Here is an 18,385-nt window from a genome sequence, read left to right as displayed (position 1 = left end):
AGAATATGGCAAAGGAAATAGTGGAATTATGAAAAAGGTAGTAAAATTTGGCGGAAGTTCATTGGCAAGTGCAGAGCAGTTTAAAAAGGTTGGAGCAATCATCAAATCAGATGAGAGCCGTGTATACGTTGTTCCTTCTGCACCTGGAAAGAGATTTTCAGATGATACAAAGGTAACAGATATGCTCCTTCATGTATATGAAACTGCGAAGGCAGGGAATGATTTCACAGAGGAAGTGAAGGCGATCAAGGCCAGATATGATGAGATCATCACAGGACTTGAGATTAAGGATTTTTCACTTGATAAGGATTTTGAGGAGATTACAAAGCAGTTGGAGGATCTTACCAATCCGGACCCAATGTGCACACTGGACTATGTGGCATCAAGAGGAGAGTTCCTCAATGGTAAGATTATGGCTGCATATCTTGGCTTTGAGTTTATAGATGCTGCAGAGGTTATCTTTTTCAATGCAGAGGGCAATCTCAATAGCTATAAGACGGAGAAGGTACTTGGTGAGAGACTTGCCAAGACACAGCATGCGGTTGTTCCAGGATTCTATGGACTTGGCAAGGATGGCAAGGTAAAGACTTTTTCCAGAGGCGGTTCAGATGTAACGGGCTCGATAGTCGCACAGGCAAGCAGAGCCGATGTATATGAGAACTGGACAGATGTCTCAGGCTTCCTTGTAGCTGATCCACGTATTGTTCCGGATCCAAAGCCGATCAAATATATTACTTACAGAGAGCTTCGTGAGCTTTCATACATGGGTGCATCAGTTCTCCATGAGGATGCGATATTCCCTGTACGCCACTGTGGTATCCCGATCAATATCCGCAACACAAATGCGCCTGAGGACGCAGGAACCTGGATAGTTGAGAGTACCTGCCAGAAGCAGGATTATGTTGTAACAGGTATTGCAGGTAAGAAGGATTTCTGTACAATCTTTATTACAAAGGCTATGATGAATTCAGAGATAGGATTTGGAAGGAAGGTGCTTCAGGCATTTGAGGAGAATGATATCTCATTTGAGCATATGCCATCAGGTATTGACACGATGACTATCGTAGTTCATGCTGATGAATTCGTACACAAGGAGCAGAGAGTTATATCTGCCATCCATAGACTTGCAGAGCCGGATTCAGTTGAGATTGAGTCAGGACTTGCACTTATAGCTGTAGTAGGCCGTGGAATGAAGTCAGCAAGTGGTACAGCAGGCAAGTTGTTCAGCGCACTTGCAAAGGAAGGCATCAACATAAAGATGATAGACCAGGGTTCATCAGAGCTGAATATCATAATCGGAGTAAAGAACAGTGATTTTGAGACAGCCATAAAGGCAATATATAATACATTTATAACTAACAAGTAATGACAGACAAGTAATAACAGATTGCTAAGCATCGTAGGGGTGGGCACGTATTGATAATGCATACCTTTGCAGAATGGGGCAACACAGGGCAGAATATGGCGGAAAACCTCCAAACTGATGTAAGATAAAATTACTCAGTTTGGAGGTTATTTTTATGGCAATAAGAAAAGACAGCCCACAAAAAGCAGCAATGAGAGAAATGACGGTAGAACTGTTCACAAGTTTTAGGGTATAATTTGAATGCAAATTGAGCAACAAATCTGGAAAAACATAATCATCAATGTGTAAAATGTGATAGTCATGAGGAAAAAACGAGAATTACCGAAAGGGTGTGGGAGGCGTTGTGCGGGAAGAGGACCAAACAACCAGTAGCCTTGGCTGTATTATTTGTTCTAATGTTTATTGGTGGATGTTTTTTTGTGAAAGCCAATCAAGCAAAGGAATTTGAGAAAAACGATTATGGGGTGTTTTTAAATGCGGACGCCTCATCTTTGGAACGATTTAAAACGTATGAAACGATTGTAATTGATGCACAGTATTTTACAAAAAGGGATATTGAATTGCTCCATCAAAATGGAACAGTCGTATATACATATCTAAATATTGGGTCGATTGAAAACTTCAGGGAGTACTATACAACCTATGCGGAACTGGCAATCGGTGAGTATGAGCACTGGGAGGAAGAAGAATGGGTAGATGTAGCAAACCCAGACTGGCAGAAGTTTATGGGACAGCTTTCTCAGGAACTATATGAAAAAGGTGTTGACGGATTCTTTATAGATAATTGTGATGTATATTATTACGATCCGCACGAGAGTATTTTTGAAGGCATTACAGCGATTCTACAAAACATAATGACGTTTGGAAAAGCGGTCATCATCAACGGTGGAGATACTTATGTGGCGGAATATAGGGAACGCTATGGGGCGATTGATCAGATTATGACAGGTGTAAATCAGGAATCAGTATGGAGCAGTATTGATTTTGATAGCGGAACTTTTCATGAACAAACGAGCGATACGAGAGATTATTTCTGCAAATATTTGGAAACGTGCAAGGCGGATGGGGTGGAAGTGTATCTGTTGGAATATACAACTAATCAAAAACTGATTCAAAAAATAAAAGAATACTGCAAGAAGCAAGATTTCCATTTTTATATTTCCAGTTCCCTTGAACTTAGATAATGAGTGTTGAGAAATACGAAAAAGATGAGCAAATTAAGTTCCGTCACTTCGTTCCGTCAAGGTGGCTACAACCCCTTGCGCCGCTAAAGCGGCTAACCCCTGTGGACTTGCCGTCCGCAAACAGCATAAAATGCTGTTCGCCGTCAGCAAGTTTGAAAAAGAAACATAAAGCTTTGGAGGTGCTTATTTGAATGAAAAAGTTGATAGCATTGCGAGCCGTCCGTCACATGGCGAAATATGGCATGAATCCTAAGACATTGCAGTACCTCATGGGGCATTCGGATATTGCCGTGACACTTAATGTTTACACCCATGTTGGACTTGAGGATGCGGAGAAAGAACTTCAGAAGATGCAGGGGTTGGAAAATGCAAGAAAAGAGATGGGGATTTCGGACAAGGATGATAAGCCTTTGAAACAGAATATGTTCAAGGTGATTTGATAATAGAATATTGGTGGAAACTGGTGGCACTCAGGCATATAGCTTGGGTGCCTTTTTGACTGGTAAAAATATGCCTTGGTCGATATAATGTAAATTGAAAACAAAAAATATTTTGTTAAGGAGAGATTTGATGGGAACATGGGGAGTAGGCATTTATCAAAATGACATAAGTGCAGATGTGAAAGAAGGTTATATTGCAAAACTTAAGTCGGGGAAAAGTGATGAAGTTGCTCTGAAGGAAATATTATCAGAATATCAGGAGGACATGGAGGATATCGACTGCAAATATGATTTTTATTTTGGTCTGGCAGATACGTTGTGGAAAAAGGGAAGATTGACAGAGAAAATTAAAACAATAGCACTTCAGTTGATAGAAGAAGATAGAGTATCGCAACGTTGGCAAACAGAAAGAATTAGGTATGAGAGAAGTAAGGTATTGGACAAGTTGAAAGTGCAGTTAGAAGAGACGATGCCGGAATATAAAAAAATTCCTGTTCATAAACCATATGTCTTGGGATGGGAAGAGGGAGATGTATATTTTTTTCAAATTAAAGAGAAAATAGAGAGTTATGAAAAATATCTTGGTTGGTATGCTTTGTTTTATGTGAACAAAATATATTTGAGGGATTGGAATGTAAATGGAGTGGCTGATGAAGTAGCAGATGTATACTTTTTCTTAACTAAAGATAAACCCGAAAGTATAGATGCTCTTCGTACATCGAAAAGAGTATGCTTTCATATAGGAAAAACAGGTAATAGATACCAAATGCATATTTATGAGAGCTCGAGGAGAAATCGTCCAAAGGATTTAACTTTGCTTGGGAAGTGTGACGGAATTCATTATCCTTTAAATAATAGTAGTAAGGGAGGCCATTTTTGTTGGAGTAGAGTAGATATAAGGGAGATATTATATGGTTACGAAAATCAGTTGAAATTAGACAACGAGGATTAACATTAAAATTATAAATAATGCACACCTCCATCCGTAGTCTGACCCCCTTAACTGACTACGATTTGACTACTACACAAGGCATCCGTTTGCTCCGTTTTGCATTATTTTGCAAAAAGTGTAGTTTTAGAAAATAAAAATACGATGCCCGGAAAAGTCGATAAATCAACGCAAAACTCGGCATTACAGGGCATTTCAGAACAGGAGAATTTTATGATAAAAGTACTTTTCATCTGTCATGGCAATATATGCCGTTCCCCCATCTCCGAGTTCATCCTCAAGGACATGGTAGAAAAGCTCGGCATAGCAGATAAATTTGAGATAGCCTCTGCGGCAACCAGCACTGAGGAGATCTGGGGCGGAAAAGGCAATCCGATATACCCACCGGCGCAGGAAGTGCTGAGGGCGCATGGCATAGGTAAGACGGTTTATACAGACTTTAGTGGCAAGCGGGCAAGACAGGTCACACAGCGGGATTATGAATATTATGATTACCTGCTCTGCGCAGATACAGCAAATGTGAGGAACACAATGCGCATAACCGGTCCGGACTACCAGGACAAGATACATTTGCTGCTCGATTATGCGGGAAGATATGGACAATCTATAGCGGATCCGTGGTATACGGGACGATTTGATGAGACATACAGGGATGTGTGTCAGGGATGTGAGGGCTTTCTTGATTATCTTAGGCAAGGCAATAGGTTGTAGATAATATTATCAAAATGGGAACAATGGGATATTATTGAGTGCACCAGCTGAACGCAGGTGCATTTGATATTGTCAGATTGTTCCTTTTTATTCTGACAAGGTATTGCCGGTATGTGTTTACACTCTCGAAGGCATGGTTTTATATTGATTTTATATTGCTTGTTTTATATAGCAACGCCACGGAAAACGTGATATGATTTACGCGTAAATGCATGAGAGAAAATATATAAACCACCAACGGAGGGCACACAAATGGAATTATACAAAGGCAGACCGGATACAAATGAAGGACGACTTGAGAGGGAGATCAGAGTTTATGATTTCCTTGATGATCACGGCATAGAGTATTGGCGCACAGATCATGCACCAGCAGACACAATGGAAGTTTGCTACGAGATAGATGCGGTGCTTGGGGCAACCATTTGTAAGAATCTGTTTCTGTGCAACAGGCAGAAGACACAGTTTTATCTGCTCATGATGCCGGGCGACAAGCCGTTCAAGACAAAGGAGATCACATCGCAGATAGGCAGCGCGAGACTTTCATTTGCATCGCCTGAGGATATGGAGAAGTATCTGGATATCAGGCCGGGGGCGGTCAGCGTCATGGGTCTCATGAATGACCATGAGAATCATGTGCAGCTACTTGTTGACGAGGATGTTATGAAGGGCGAGTATCTTGGATGCCATCCGTGTGTGAATACATCAAGTATGAAGGTCAGGACGGAGGATATATTTGGAAAGTTTCTTGAGGCGGTTCACCACGATATGATCAAGGTGACGCTCACTGGAGAATAGGAGTGATAGAGTGTCATATAGACGCAGATTGATTGAATATTTCATAATGAGGTAAAAATAATGGCAGAGCGAAGAAACGGGGGCAAGCCTCGCAGAGAAGAAAATAATAAAACGAGTGGCAGCGTAAACAAGAGAAAAGGACAGTCACATAGCAGAAAGTACGATGTAACAGGTGGAGAGAAACGAATTAAAACAGGGAACATAGGCAAAACTGTACAGGGGAAAACGCGACAGGAACATTCATCACAGTATAAGCCAAACCCGAACAGCAAATGTCCTATATCCCATCTGTGCGGTGGCTGTCAGTATGTGGATATGCCATATGAGCAGCAGCTTGCCGAGAAACAGAAGTATATAGATGACCTGCTCAGCGTATTTGGTCCTGTGGACAAGATAATAGGCATGGAGAATCCGTATCACTACAGGAATAAGGTCACTGCGGCATTCAGGAGAATGAAGAGCGGAGAAATAATTTCCGGGGTGTACGAGGAGGGAACACACAACATACTTCCAGTCGAGAACTGTTATGTGGAGGATGAGAAGGCTGCGGCCATCATCAGAACATTTGCCGGACTGATAAAGTCGTTCAAGCTGCAGATATACAACGAGGATACAGGAACCGGACTTATCAGGCATTTGCAGATAAGAGTTGGAAGAAAGACTGGGCAGATCATGGTGATCATAGTCACAGCGTCGCCGGTATTTCCGTCCAAGAAGAATCTCGCAAAGGCACTTGTGACAGCTCATCCGGAGATCACAACGGTTGTCCAGAATATCAACATGAAGGACACGAGCATGGTCATTGGAGACCGGAACCAGGTCATTTACGGCAAGGGGCATATAGAGGATATTCTGTGCGGAAAGCGTTTCCGTATATCACCGGGCAGTTTCTATCAGGTGAATCCGGAGCAGACGGAGGTCCTCTATGGCAAAGCCATCAAGTACGCGGATCTCAAGAAGAAGGAGACCGTGATCGATGCCTACTGCGGTATAGGAACCATAGGCATAGCTGCAAGCGACCGTGCAAAGAAGGTCATAGGCGTGGAGTTGAATGAAGCCGCTGTGCACGATGCCCGGGTGAATGTGAAGATGAACAAGATACAGAATGTTGATATTTACAGCAACGACGCCGGCAGATTTATGGTCGATGTCGCTGAGGAGGGTGACAGCATAGATGTGGTATTCATGGATCCTCCGAGATCTGGAAGTACAGAGGAGTTCATGTCATCGGTCATCACACTTGGACCCAAAAGGGTTGTGTATATATCCTGCGGACCGGAGAGTCTTGCCCGGGATCTGAAATATATGACAAAGCACGGCTATCAGGTAATCAAGATGACCCCTGTGGACATGTTCCCGCTCACCCGCGGGGTAGAGACCGTGGTGCTCCTCACAAGGGCGGGTGCGGTACATCGTGGATAAAATTAACAAAAAGCCGGTTCTCTATGAGTGAGAACCGGCTCCGTTTATAAAAATGGAAGGTTTTATCGTAAATTAAATCACGTTACATATATTTGACAAGCTCATCGATGATAGGAGCGTAGTGTTCGCCTTCAAGACCATAGTCTTTTTCTTTGTAGTTCCATGCGGCGCGGCCTATTCCGTACTTTTCAAATACAGAATGGATATCTTTGTACCAGTTCAGAGTTCCGTCAAGTGGTGCCTGATCTATAACACCATATTCGCCGCAGTACATAAATCCGTCTCTTTCTTCAACAGCCTTGATGCCGTCGAGAAACATTTTTTCGAACAAATCAGGTCCGATGGAATTAAGTCCAAGGCTACTCTCGGTGATGGCCCCATGCATACACCCTTCGATCTGGCGGGATTTCTCCATGTAGTCATTGAAATCCCCCGGATATTCGATATGAAAATCTGAAGGCATACCTGTTACCCAGTAAGCAGACTGGTGGGTAAATACCATTGGCTCGTAACAGTGGAAATTGTAAACTATGTTCTCATCGTTGTGATGAGGGAGAAGCTTTATAGATGTAACAGCATTGTAGCCAACCCCACCGAGCAGGATCTTGGCAGTAGGTGCTTTCGCACGGATGATCTCGATGCATTTGCTTGATATTTCGTTCCACTCGTTTACAACGGTCGGACTTACGACCTCGTTCAGCGGCTCGAACATCATTATGTCTGCATCCTTTGCATATCTGTCTATGAGCTTTCTCCATATTCCATAGAATCTTTCCTGAAGAGGTTTCTCATGGAAGAATTCAAGAAGATGAGCCTCGTCGTCAAATATATATCCATATGTCTTGTGCAGGTCAAGGACCATGTTGAGTTTGTACTTCCGGCACCACTCAATGCATGAATCGATGTAAGCGTAGCCGTATTCCTTATCACTTCCGTCCTCGTTTTCAAAATTATCGTAATCGATAGGAAGACGAACATGGTCAAGTCCCCAAGATGCTATTCTTGCAATATCTTTTTCCGTGATAAATGTGTCGAGATGTTCCTTGTCAAGTGGTCCCTGTGAAAGCCATCCACCTAAATTTACGCCTTTTTTGAATCCGTCTAAAGTTCTCATAATCTTTAACCTCCTGTGAAATAGTAAAATATATATTGCACTCATTGTCTGTTTCGTTTTCTGTGAGTTTATAGTAGCATTTGCGTTGATAAGAGAATATAATAAATGTGTCAATTATATAACAAATGTGTTGTAGCAATGTAGTTAGGACAACAAATTACAAAAATGTAAATCGCAAATGAAAGTATATGATAAAAATGTGCGATGAAGGAACATGAATATCACAGAGGAAAGGCAGAAAGACAATGAAGATATCGAATGAGATAGTAAAACAGCAGTTTGTCCAGAGGGAATATGGACTGGCACATTCCACATACGACAATGAGCTTGATTTTTATCAGCTTGTGAGCAGCGGTGATGTGAAAGCTTTGTCTGGAATGTTGCTGACAGGCGATGAGGATGAGGCTGTTCTTGCTGCAAGAGGAATATTGTCAGATGACAAGGTTCGCAATAGGAGATATCACGAGATAGTGCTAGTGGCAATGATTTCCAGATTTTGCACAGAAGAGGGGATGGAGGAGATGGAGAGTTACAATCTCAGTGACTTCTATATTAATAAGCTGGACAAGGCGCAGACAGAACGGCAGATCATAGATGTACATAACCAACTGATTATGGACTATGCCAGGCGGATGAAAAAGGTGAAAAAGAAAGCTGCTATATCACCTCATTGTGTAAGGGCGATGGACTATGTGTATGATCATCTGCATGAAAGAATAGAAATTACAGAGATCTCAGAATTTGTGGGAGTGGAACGCTCTTATCTGAGCAAACTATTTCATAAGGAGGTCGGTCAGACAATCTCAGATTACATCATGGAGAAGAAGCTTCAGACTGCCAGAAATATGCTTCTGTATTCAGATTTTTCCTGTACGGAGATATCGCAATATCTGGCATTTGCCAGCGGAAGCTATTTTGCAAAATGCTTCAAGACAAAATATGGATCGACTCCGAATTCATATCGCAGGATAAATTACAGGAAACACTGGAAAGAGGCGAAATCATAGTCTTGTTATGTGCTGGTATAATTGACAACATCTGTCAAAGGTTGTAGAATTACATGAGTTTTATTTGTATATATAAGGAGAATGAATAGCTATGTCATCTTTTAGATTTCATGTGGCTCTCGCAGCCGCAAAACTGAGCAAGGGACTCATCCAGCTCCTGGGTAGGAACGGTACGCATACACCTGGAGTTATCGCCCTGAAGATATGTCCGGATTTCCTGGCACAGGCGCCCAAAGCACCGCTTACGATATGTGTCACAGGAACAAATGGTAAGACCACCTGTAGTAACCTGATAACTGATGTTTTGGAGAAGGATGGAAGAAGAGTTGTCAGCAACAGAACAGGTTCCAATATCGTCCCTGGCTGTACGACAAATGTCATCAACAGCCTTACATTTACGGGAAAGGTCAGAGTGGATGCCACTGTATTTGAGGTGGACGAGCGTGCTTCAAGGCTGATACTTCCATATGTGAAGCCGGATTATCTTGTTGTAACAGGACTTTTCAGAGATTCACTCAAGAGAAATGCTCACCCTGACTATATTTTCAGTGTCATAGATACCTACTGCCCTGATTCTGCAAAGGTTATCCTGAATGCGGACGAGCTTTGCTCAAGCATGTTGAAGAAAGACAGCTACAGAGTGTTCTATGGAATCGGCAAGCAGCCTGATGACAAGACCGAGCCATACAACCTTATCGCGGATTACCAGATCTGCCCTAACTGCGGCGAGAAGCTGAAGTACAATTACCTCAGATATCATCACATCGGCGATGTGGTATGCCCGAAGTGTGGACTTCACTCACCAGACAAGAAGTATCTGGCAACCGACATAGACAGAGAGAAGATGACAATTACTATACAGGAGGGAGACAAGAAGACAGTTTATCCGCTGATCCATACAGCTCTCTTCAATATATATAATGAAGTTACAGTTATCTCGGCACTGCGCGAGATCGGTCTCTCGGCTGAGAGAATCAAGGAACTCATGGGTCAGATCCATATACCGGATTCCCGCCACAACGAGACCACAGTGAATGGTGTTACAGTAATCCAGGCGCTCTCAAAGGGACAGAGTGCGGTTTCTTCATCCAGAACATTTGAGTATGTGGCAAATGAGGAGGGCAAGAAGGCTATCCTCCTTGCGATGGACGATCTTGAGGACAGACAGAAGAGTATAGAGTTCTCAGGCTGGATATACGATCTGGAGTATGAGCAGTTCAACAGGGATGATGTTGTACAGGTCATCTGCACAGGACCTAGATGCTACGACCACAAGGTGAGATGCTTACTGGCTGGTATCCCTGAGGAGAAGATACTCACAAATCTCAGCGAGGTCGCTGCGGCAGACGATGTGACTATAGATGGTGTTGACAGAATATATATCCTGTACGACTGTGAGAATTACGGAATGTCATGTGAGATGAAGAAGAAGATAATCAAGAGACTGGAGGGTGACAAATAATGAAGATTGAGATTTTATATCCGGAAATATGTACACTCTACGGTGACAAAGGAAATACAATGTACCTGCAGAAATGTCTGCCGGATGCGGAATTTGTGACAACAGGACTTAATGAGAAGCCACTCTTCCTCAAAGAGAATATAGACATGGTGTATATGTGTTCCATGAGCGAGAAGAGCCAGGAGCTCGTGCTTGACAGACTGATGCAGTACAAGGACGAGATCGCAGCATGCATGAAGGATGGAAAGGCGCTTTTCCTTCTGGTTGGCAATTCCATGGAACTCCTTGGTGATTATATCAAGAGAGAGGATGGAACCAGAGTTACAGGACTTGGCGTTGTTCCGGGCATGTACTCAGTCCGCCAGACTCCGAATCGTTTCAACACGCTCATCAAGGCGAAGTTCAACGATATGACACTCATCGGATACACAAGCCGATTTGCCCACACTTACGGAATACCTGATGATATGACATTCTGCAAGGTGGAGATCGGACAGGGCAGCAATCCTGATACCATGAATGAGGGAATCTGCAAGAACAGAGTAATTGCGACATATATTCATGGACCACTGCTCATTCAGAATCCTGATTTTGTACATTATCTGTTGGAAAAACTGGATGCTCCTATGAAAGAGATACCATTTGAGGCAGCTATGCGCAAGGCATATGATGTGAAGCTTGCTGAGTATGGCAAGCCTGATCTGGAGCTGTCATAATATAGAGAATTATAGTGATAATTAAGCCCCGGTGGCCTTTGATATGTACCTGAAATCCAGGACACATGTCAGTATGCTGCCGGGGATTTTATATGTAGTAATGTATAAAACTATACATTTTGTATAGTTATGTAAACCCATTGAAAAGAAAAAGATAATATGTCACAATACAGATGTTGCCACCCCTAGACAGGCTAGGAAAGGGGGGAGCACAGTGACAGAACGGAGATAAGTAAGTGGTAATCAGCCCAAGGAGTACGTCGCCTTTAAAAGACGGAGAAAACCCCAGTAGCGCCAACTACTGGGGTTTTCGTTATGCTTTTGGGAAAGCATATGTCAGAATTTCTTGTTTCATTGTTGCTGACATTATATCATATGAATTTTACCTTCGCAACATTCATTTTCCTCACATATCTTAATGTTTTTTCAGATGTATCAACTCAAAAGAAAGTAGTATAATGATATCGCAAGAAGAAAAATGCGCGACGCGAAGCGGCATTTGTATTAGTAAATGCGAAGCGGCATTAGTTTCTGTAAATCGGGGTATATTATTCATAAAAACAAATGAAGAGACAATGTGAAAGGAGCAGTGGGTTACATGTTAAAGGACTGGAACAAGCCGGAGCGTCCATCGGATGATGAGATAGACACTCGGTTAAAGATCGCCAGAGAGAATCTGACACGCAATCAGATCAAGGTAAAGGAGGGCAAGATACCTGTATTTGTCATATTTGAAGGCTGGGGTGCTGCAGGTAAGGGAAGTCTTGTCGGAAGGATCATCAAGAATATGGATCCGAGATTTTTCAACGTTGAGTCAGTGAAATATTCCACAGACGAGGAAAAACGCAGACCATTCCTGTACAAGTATTTTACGAGAATACCGGAACAGGGGGAGTTTGCATTTCTGGATGGTGGCTGGATGAGGGACATAGTAGGTGGCAAGATGTCCGGGGAGCTGTCAGATAAGGAATACCGGAAGAGAGTTGACAGCACCAAGAGATTTGAGAGGACTCTGGCGGACAACGGATATCTGGTCATGAAATTTTTCTTCCAGATAGACAAGCACGAGCAGAAGAAGAGGCTTGAAACACTTCTTGAAGATGATACTACAAGCTGGAGAGTGTCTAAGCATGATCTGAAGCAGAACAAAAAGTATGACGAGTATCTTGAGGCATTTGACAGCTTTATGTATGACACCAATCTGTCAAATGCACCATGGTACATGATAGATGCAAAGGAGAGAAAATGGGCAGAACTTCAGATACTCGATATCATCAATCAGGGAATAGATACTGCGCTGCTCAATCAGGGGCATGCTGTACCTATACTGCAGAATACATTTGCGCTCAAGAAGATCCCGAAACTTTCCGAGGTGTCTCTCGACAAGAAACTGACGGATGAGGAGTACAAGGAGGAACTTGACAAGCTGCAGAAGAAACTCGGCAGACTGCACAATGAGCTTTACCAGAAGAGGATACCTGTTATCATAGGCTACGAAGGTTGGGATGCGGCAGGCAAAGGTGGAAATATCAAAAGGATAGCGGAGGCACTTGATGCGAGAGGTTATGTGGTAAATCCTATAGCAAGTCCTGAGCCGCATGAGAAAGCAAGGCATTTTCTGTGGCGATTCTGGACAAGACTTCCTAAGTCAGGACATGTGGCGATATTTGACAGAACATGGTATGGCAGAGTCATGGTTGAGAGACTTGAGGGCTTCTGTTCGGAAAATGACTGGCAGAGAGCGTACAATGAGATAAATGAATTTGAGAAGGAACTCCACGACTGGGGTGCGATCGTCATCAAATTCTGGGTTCAGATCGACAAGGATACACAGCTTGAGAGATTCACACTCAGACAGAACACACCTGAGAAACGCTGGAAGATCACAGATGAGGACTGGCGCAACCGTGACAAATGGGATGACTATGAGACTGCGGTGGATGAGATGCTGGAAAAGACCAACACCAGCTTTGCGCCATGGCACATATTGGAGTCAAATGACAAGAAGTATGCCAGAATAAAAGCCCTCAAGATCGTTATCAAGGCGATAGAGGATAAGCTGGAGCAGGTTGAAAAGAACTAAAAATGCATATAGGACTGAGTGTCCATGTTGGAAATAGAACACATAAGGCGGTGATACACAACAGAAGTATCACCGCCTTTTTCAAAAAGGTTTAAGGAAGGAAAAAGTTATTATCAGATTTAATTATTTTCCTTGATGATGGATACCCCAAACGGAGCCAATTCCATTTTGCCATCAAATATATTCTTCGTCTGAATGTCGGTTCCGTGAACTTCAGATATTGTCTGAGGTTCGTTGGTGTTGTTCAGGTAAAATCCATATGCAGTTCCGTCATCTGCATATCTGCAGTGATACTGAACTCCGTCAGGGAGATCTTTTATGGCGATACCGGCGTTCACCATCATCTGCTCCATGATCTCACCGAGTTTACTGTAATCTATTCTTGCAGCCACGTAGTAGGCCTTGCCCTCGCCGTAGCTGTTCACTGTCACTGCTGCATTTCCGGCGTAGAAATCAGAATCGTAGGTTCCAAGTACATCCGCCGTTCCGACTCTCAGGATCTCAGCATAGTCACGGAGTTCGCATGAACTACCATCTGTGAAGCTCACGCTGTTTCTGTCAGATGGATACAGGGTGTCTATCTCTTCACTGATGATTCCAAATACATCTGCAAGTCCATTTCCCGGGAATCCACCGAGTATACAGAGCTGATCCTTGTCTACATAGCCCGTAAAGTAAGTGGATAGAAGCTGTCCGCCCCTCTTTACAAATGCGGCAAGAGACTCGGCTGCGCCATCTCTCAGCATGTAGAGCATAGGTGCAACAACCACATCGTAATCGTCGAGTGGTTCATCGGATGCAATGACGTCCACGTCAACGCCGCGCTTTGTCAGCTCTTTGTATACAGACATACAGGTCTCAGGATATTTTTTTGATTCCTGCCCCAGAGCCTTGACATCATCTATGGCCCACATATTGTCCCAGTCGAACAGCAGTGCAACCTTTGATCTGATGAGTGTGCCGGTTATCTCGGAGAGCCCATCAAGCTCTGCGCCGAGGGCGGCAACCTCCTTGAATATTCTGGTGTCATTTGTTCCGAGATGGTCAACGACGGCACCGTGATACTGTTCAAATGAGCCCCTGCCCTTTCTCCACTGGAAATACTGGACTGTATCAGAACCGCAGGCGATTGCGTTGTATGAGAACAGTCTGTGTATGCTAGGTCTCTTCAGCTTGTTGTATGGATGCCAGTTTACAAGCCCAGGTGCGCTCTCCATGAGCATGAAAGGCTTATCCTTCTTCATGGATCTCATAACCGCGTGGTCAAATGTATTCTGGCCCATGACATCCGCAAGACTCTCGTAGTCATTGTGGAATCTAGGGTATGAATCCCATGAGATCACATCCAGCTCCTTTGCCATCGGTCTGTAGTCGAGACCGTCATAGAGCTGCATGAAGTTGGTAGTTATCGGTATGTCAGGGGTGAGTTCTCTGAGGAGCTTTATCTCTGACTTCATGTAATCGTTCATGTTCCATGTTGTGAATCTCTTCCATTCGAGATTCAGTCCCATAATGCTGAAATCACCATTTTTGTATGGCGGCTCGATCTGGGAGAAATCATTGTAGGAATGACTCCAGAAGGTGGTCCACCATGCTTTGTTCAGCTTGTTTATGTCGTGGTCGAACTTCTCTGCGAGGTAATTCTGAAATCTTTTCACACAGAGACGGCAGTAGCACTCGCCACCAAGCTCATTTGACACATGCCACATGATGAGTCCCGGATGGTTTCCCACATGGGCGTGGAGCTGACGGATGATATTGGCAACTTTTTCTCTGTATACAGGTGAGCTCATGCAGTGGTTCTCACGGACGCCCTGATGTTCCCTGACGTCATATGAATCCACACGCCTGATCTCAGGATACTTCTGTGCCATCCATGCCGGTTTGCCGCCCGATGGCGTGGCAAGAACGGTGTAAATGCCTGCATTATACAGGTTGTCCATAACATCCTTCAGCCAGTCAAAATGGTATTCGCCCTCAACAGGCTCATATGCTGACCATGAAAATACACCAAGAGTAGCGGAAGTCATTCCTGCCTCCTTCATCATCTCGATATCCTTTGCCAGAATATCAGGGCGGTCAAGCCACTGTTCAGCATTGTAATCACCGCCGTGTAGTATTCCGTTTATCTGTGGAAAAAGCTTGTTTTTGTTCATTTATCTGTCATCTCCTATAAATAAAGGTAATGTGCTCTATGTGATCTGTTTTTAGTGTAGAATATATGCGCAAACGGTTGCACAGCTTGCTATTTAAAGGTAGCACAAATAGACAAATAATTCAATTGTAATTTGACAATACATTTCAATTTGTGCAAAATATACAAAATATATACACTGCCATTCATCAGGACAATATTGTATATAATTAAGAAAAACGGCTTGAAATAAGAGATATAGTTGCTTATGATATAAGATATCATGAATTGCTCAAAGTTGCGCAATTTGTCAATTCCTACAAGATGTACAAAAGTGAGGTAAAAAGCTATCGAACAGTGTCAAAAATCTATATAATAAAAGTATTGAGGGATGAACGGAAATATAAGGTTGGAACGTATCGTTTAAGGAGGAGTTTTATGATAAAAAAGAGGAAATCATATAGAGTGGTGGCAGGCAGTATAAGGTCTGAGTTGTTAAGGGGGCTGAGCAGAAAAATCTGTATCGGTGCCTTGGCATTTTCAGCGGCGGTTGTGCTATTGCCAGGCGGTAAAGTGGGAGCATATGCATCTGATCAGACACGGGTAAGTTCAGATGAGAGTCAGGTTACGGTAGGGTATGATGATCTGGACGACACTTTGCAGAAAGGCGGACTTGGCGTTGTCGTTGAGCAGCAGGATGGTGCGGCTTCACTGGCATCTACATATGATGCAACAGCACTTGAGAAGCTTATTGTTGAAGGAATCAAGGCATGTCAGACGAGTATAGATGTATCGGAACTTGGCCTTACGAGAGACGATATTAATAACGGGGCAGTAAGATCTATTATCAATTCTCATCCCGAGTTTATCAGTCTATCGGGAGGCTATACATATTGGACTTCTGGCTCTTCAATCACCAAAATAGCATTTACATATTTGACAAATGCAAAGGAGGAGCAGCAGGAGCTTGATGCTGCACTTCAGGAAGTTAAGAGTAAGATAGATACCAGTGGAATGAGCGATGAAGAGATAGTACTTGCATATCATGAGTATCTCACATCCACAGTTGCATATGCATATGAGGATTATTTCAATGGAACGATTGCTGCAAATCACGGGTACGATATGTATGGAGCTTTGGTTAAACATAGTTGTGTGTGTCAGGGATATGCCGAGACTATGTTTTATCTGCTAAGAGAGGCTGGTCTTTCATGTGCAATCGCATCAAGTGAAAATATCAATCACGCATGGAACATAGTTAAGATCCGTGGCAACTGGTATCACATAGATGCGACATGGGATGATCCGGTGTGGGATATGCCTGGAAGATCATATCATGATTATTTCCTTGTCAGCTTTGATACAATGAATAAGAATACACTCATCAACCATACTAAGGACAGAACGGATATGGTTGTCAGCGCACAGTGGGGAGATACATATACGACAGCGGTGGACACCACTTATGAGAGTGGTAAGTTCTGGAATGGTATTGAGAAAGCTATTTTTTATAAAGACGGTTATTGGTACAGCATAAGTGAGGGCAGTTCGAAAACATCATTTAACATAAATAAGTACCAGTATTCGACTAACATAAACAAGGTTTTGTATTCGGGCACTGCAAAATGGGCAACTCCGAGTGGTGGGTATTATCCTGGTGTTTATAGTTCAATATATCTCCGAGGTGATAATTTATATTTTACGACTCCGGATAGCTTGAACAAGATAGATATAACATCAACAAATGTAACTCCTACAGAGCTTATAAATATACGAACACAGTATAATAGTTCAACAGGAAATAATTTATATGCGTTTGGAGAACAGTATGGTAAGCTGGTGTATTTTATTACAGATTCTCCTAATATAAAGAAAACTAAGGATTCAAGCAATTCAAGCAAGTATAACAAGGAGTATGCCGAGTATACATTCGAGATGTGCATAAGCCACAAGTGGGATGCTGGAGTGGTGACAAAGGAGCCGACCTACACAAGTACAGGAACCAAGAAGTACACCTGTACAAACTGCGGTGAGACCAAGATCGAAACGATAGCCAAACTTGTATGTACGAGCCACGTGTGGGATAGCGGCAAGGTTGTGACAGCGCCGACATACAAGACAGAGGGAACCAAGAAGTATACGTGTAAGAATTGCGGAACAACCAAGACCGAAACGATAGCCAAGCTGGTATGTACAAAGCATGCATGGGATGCCGGAGTAGTGACAATACAGTCAACATACAAGACAGAGGGAACAAGAAAGTACACCTGTACAAACTGTGGCGAGACAAAGACCGAGACTATAGCTAAGCTTGTATGTACAGATCATGCATGGGATGCCGGAGTAGTGATAAAACAGCCAACATACAAGACAGAGGGAACCAAGAAGTACACCTGTACAAACTGTGGCGAGACAAAGACCGAGACTATAGCTAAGCTTGTATGTACAGATCATGCATGGGATGCCGGAGTAGTGATAAAACAGCCAACATACAAGACAGAGGGAACCAAGAAGTACACCTGTACAAACTGTGGCGAGACAAAGACCGAGACTATAGCTAAGCTTGTATGTACAGATCATGCATGGGATGCCGGAGTAGTGATAAAACAGCCAACATACAAGACAGAGGGAACCAAGAAGTACACCTGTACAAACTGTGGCGAGACAAAGACCGAGACTATAGCCAAGCTTGTATGTATGACCCATGCATGGGATAATGGAACGGTTACTAAGAAAGCTACATATACAGCTACAGGAGTCAGGAAATATACGTGCAAGACATGTGGCGCAGCAAAGCAGGTCACAATTGCAAGGCTGAAGCTTGCGAAGGTAACCGTAAAGTCTGCACAGCAGGCCGGCGCGATAAAGCTTACCTGGAATAAAGCGTCAGGGGCATCTGGTTACAAGATATACAGGAGAACCGCCAAGGGANTGTACAAACTGCGGTGAGACCAAGATCGAAACGATAGCCAAACTTGTATGTACGAGCCACGTGTGGGATA

At 43.2% G+C, this 18,385-nt stretch carries 14 protein-coding genes; 12 read left to right on the top strand and 2 right to left on the bottom strand.

The window, feature by feature from the left end:
- Positions 1–28: 28 nt before the first annotated feature.
- The 7 genes from GT575_RS12005 to rlmD all read left to right on the top strand — a co-directional run bounded on the left by GT575_RS12005 (position 29) and on the right by rlmD (position 6,867).
- Positions 29–1,366 (top strand): aspartate kinase, encoded by a 1,338-nt coding sequence (locus GT575_RS12005; protein WP_161172098.1) that lies wholly within the window; start codon positions 29–31, stop codon positions 1,364–1,366.
- Between the two features lie 419 nt (positions 1,367–1,785).
- Positions 1,786–2,550: an endo alpha-1,4 polygalactosaminidase gene (locus GT575_RS12000; protein WP_330577078.1), complete on the top strand. Its 765-nt coding sequence runs from the start codon at positions 1,786–1,788 to the stop codon at positions 2,548–2,550.
- A gap of 191 nt (positions 2,551–2,741) precedes the next feature.
- Complete coding sequence (locus GT575_RS11995; protein WP_161172096.1) at positions 2,742–2,990, top strand: tyrosine-type recombinase/integrase; 249 nt, start codon at positions 2,742–2,744, stop codon at positions 2,988–2,990.
- A gap of 130 nt (positions 2,991–3,120) precedes the next feature.
- Entirely contained in the window at positions 3,121–3,942 is an 822-nt protein-coding gene (locus GT575_RS11990; protein ID WP_161172095.1) for a hypothetical protein, read from the top strand.
- Between the two features lie 210 nt (positions 3,943–4,152).
- The gene (locus tag GT575_RS11985) at positions 4,153–4,650 is read left to right on the top strand and encodes a low molecular weight protein-tyrosine-phosphatase (RefSeq protein ID WP_161172094.1); all 498 of its coding nucleotides are present in this window, start codon (positions 4,153–4,155) and stop codon (positions 4,648–4,650) included.
- A gap of 252 nt (positions 4,651–4,902) precedes the next feature.
- Positions 4,903–5,445, top strand: coding sequence for a prolyl-tRNA synthetase associated domain-containing protein (locus tag GT575_RS11980; RefSeq protein WP_119203025.1), 543 nt, complete (start codon positions 4,903–4,905; stop codon positions 5,443–5,445).
- 60 nt (positions 5,446–5,505) lie between these two features.
- Positions 5,506–6,867 carry a 23S rRNA (uracil(1939)-C(5))-methyltransferase RlmD gene (rlmD, locus tag GT575_RS11975; RefSeq protein ID WP_192934996.1) on the top strand — a complete coding sequence of 454 codons (1,362 nt, stop codon included), beginning with the start codon at positions 5,506–5,508 and terminating at the stop codon, positions 6,865–6,867.
- An 82-nt stretch (positions 6,868–6,949) separates the two neighbouring features.
- Here rlmD and GT575_RS11970 read toward each other — a convergent pair whose 3' ends face one another.
- Positions 6,950–7,981 (bottom strand): glycoside hydrolase family 5 protein, encoded by a 1,032-nt coding sequence (locus GT575_RS11970; protein ID WP_055147475.1) that lies wholly within the window; start codon positions 7,979–7,981, stop codon positions 6,950–6,952.
- A gap of 245 nt (positions 7,982–8,226) precedes the next feature.
- On the opposite strand from GT575_RS11970, the gene GT575_RS11965 reads away from it, so the two are divergent.
- The 4 genes from GT575_RS11965 to pap all read left to right on the top strand — a co-directional run bounded on the left by GT575_RS11965 (position 8,227) and on the right by pap (position 13,249).
- Positions 8,227–8,988 carry a helix-turn-helix transcriptional regulator gene (locus tag GT575_RS11965; RefSeq protein ID WP_161172093.1) on the top strand — a complete coding sequence of 254 codons (762 nt, stop codon included), beginning with the start codon at positions 8,227–8,229 and terminating at the stop codon, positions 8,986–8,988.
- A gap of 91 nt (positions 8,989–9,079) precedes the next feature.
- On the top strand, positions 9,080–10,450 hold the full coding sequence (locus tag GT575_RS11960; protein WP_022215873.1) for a Mur ligase family protein: 1,371 nt from the start codon (positions 9,080–9,082) through the stop codon (positions 10,448–10,450).
- The gene (locus tag GT575_RS11955) at positions 10,450–11,166 is read left to right on the top strand and encodes a glutamine amidotransferase (protein WP_022215872.1); all 717 of its coding nucleotides are present in this window, start codon (positions 10,450–10,452) and stop codon (positions 11,164–11,166) included. Before GT575_RS11960 ends, GT575_RS11955 begins: the two co-directional genes overlap by 1 nt.
- 598 nt (positions 11,167–11,764) lie before the next feature.
- Positions 11,765–13,249 (top strand): polyphosphate:AMP phosphotransferase, encoded by a 1,485-nt coding sequence (pap, locus tag GT575_RS11950; protein ID WP_161172124.1) that lies wholly within the window; start codon positions 11,765–11,767, stop codon positions 13,247–13,249.
- Positions 13,250–13,368: 119 nt separating this feature from the next.
- On the opposite strand, the gene GT575_RS11945 is transcribed toward pap, so the two are convergent.
- The gene (locus tag GT575_RS11945) at positions 13,369–15,405 is read right to left on the bottom strand and encodes a beta-galactosidase (RefSeq protein ID WP_161172092.1); all 2,037 of its coding nucleotides are present in this window, start codon (positions 15,403–15,405) and stop codon (positions 13,369–13,371) included.
- Between the two features lie 302 nt (positions 15,406–15,707).
- Between GT575_RS11945 and GT575_RS15465 the strand changes: the two genes are divergently transcribed.
- The gene (locus GT575_RS15465; protein ID WP_442872225.1) at positions 15,708–18,332 is read left to right on the top strand and encodes a transglutaminase domain-containing protein; all 2,625 of its coding nucleotides are present in this window, start codon (positions 15,708–15,710) and stop codon (positions 18,330–18,332) included.
- The last annotated feature ends 53 nt before the right edge of the window (positions 18,333–18,385 follow it).

Origin of the sequence: Coprococcus sp. BIOML-A2, assembly GCF_009875795.1 — a bacterium.
GTDB lineage: Bacteria > Bacillota > Clostridia > Lachnospirales > Lachnospiraceae > Coprococcus > Coprococcus aceti.
Note: the sequence above shows the minus strand (reverse complement) of the source record. Positions and strands in the feature narration are given on the sequence as shown.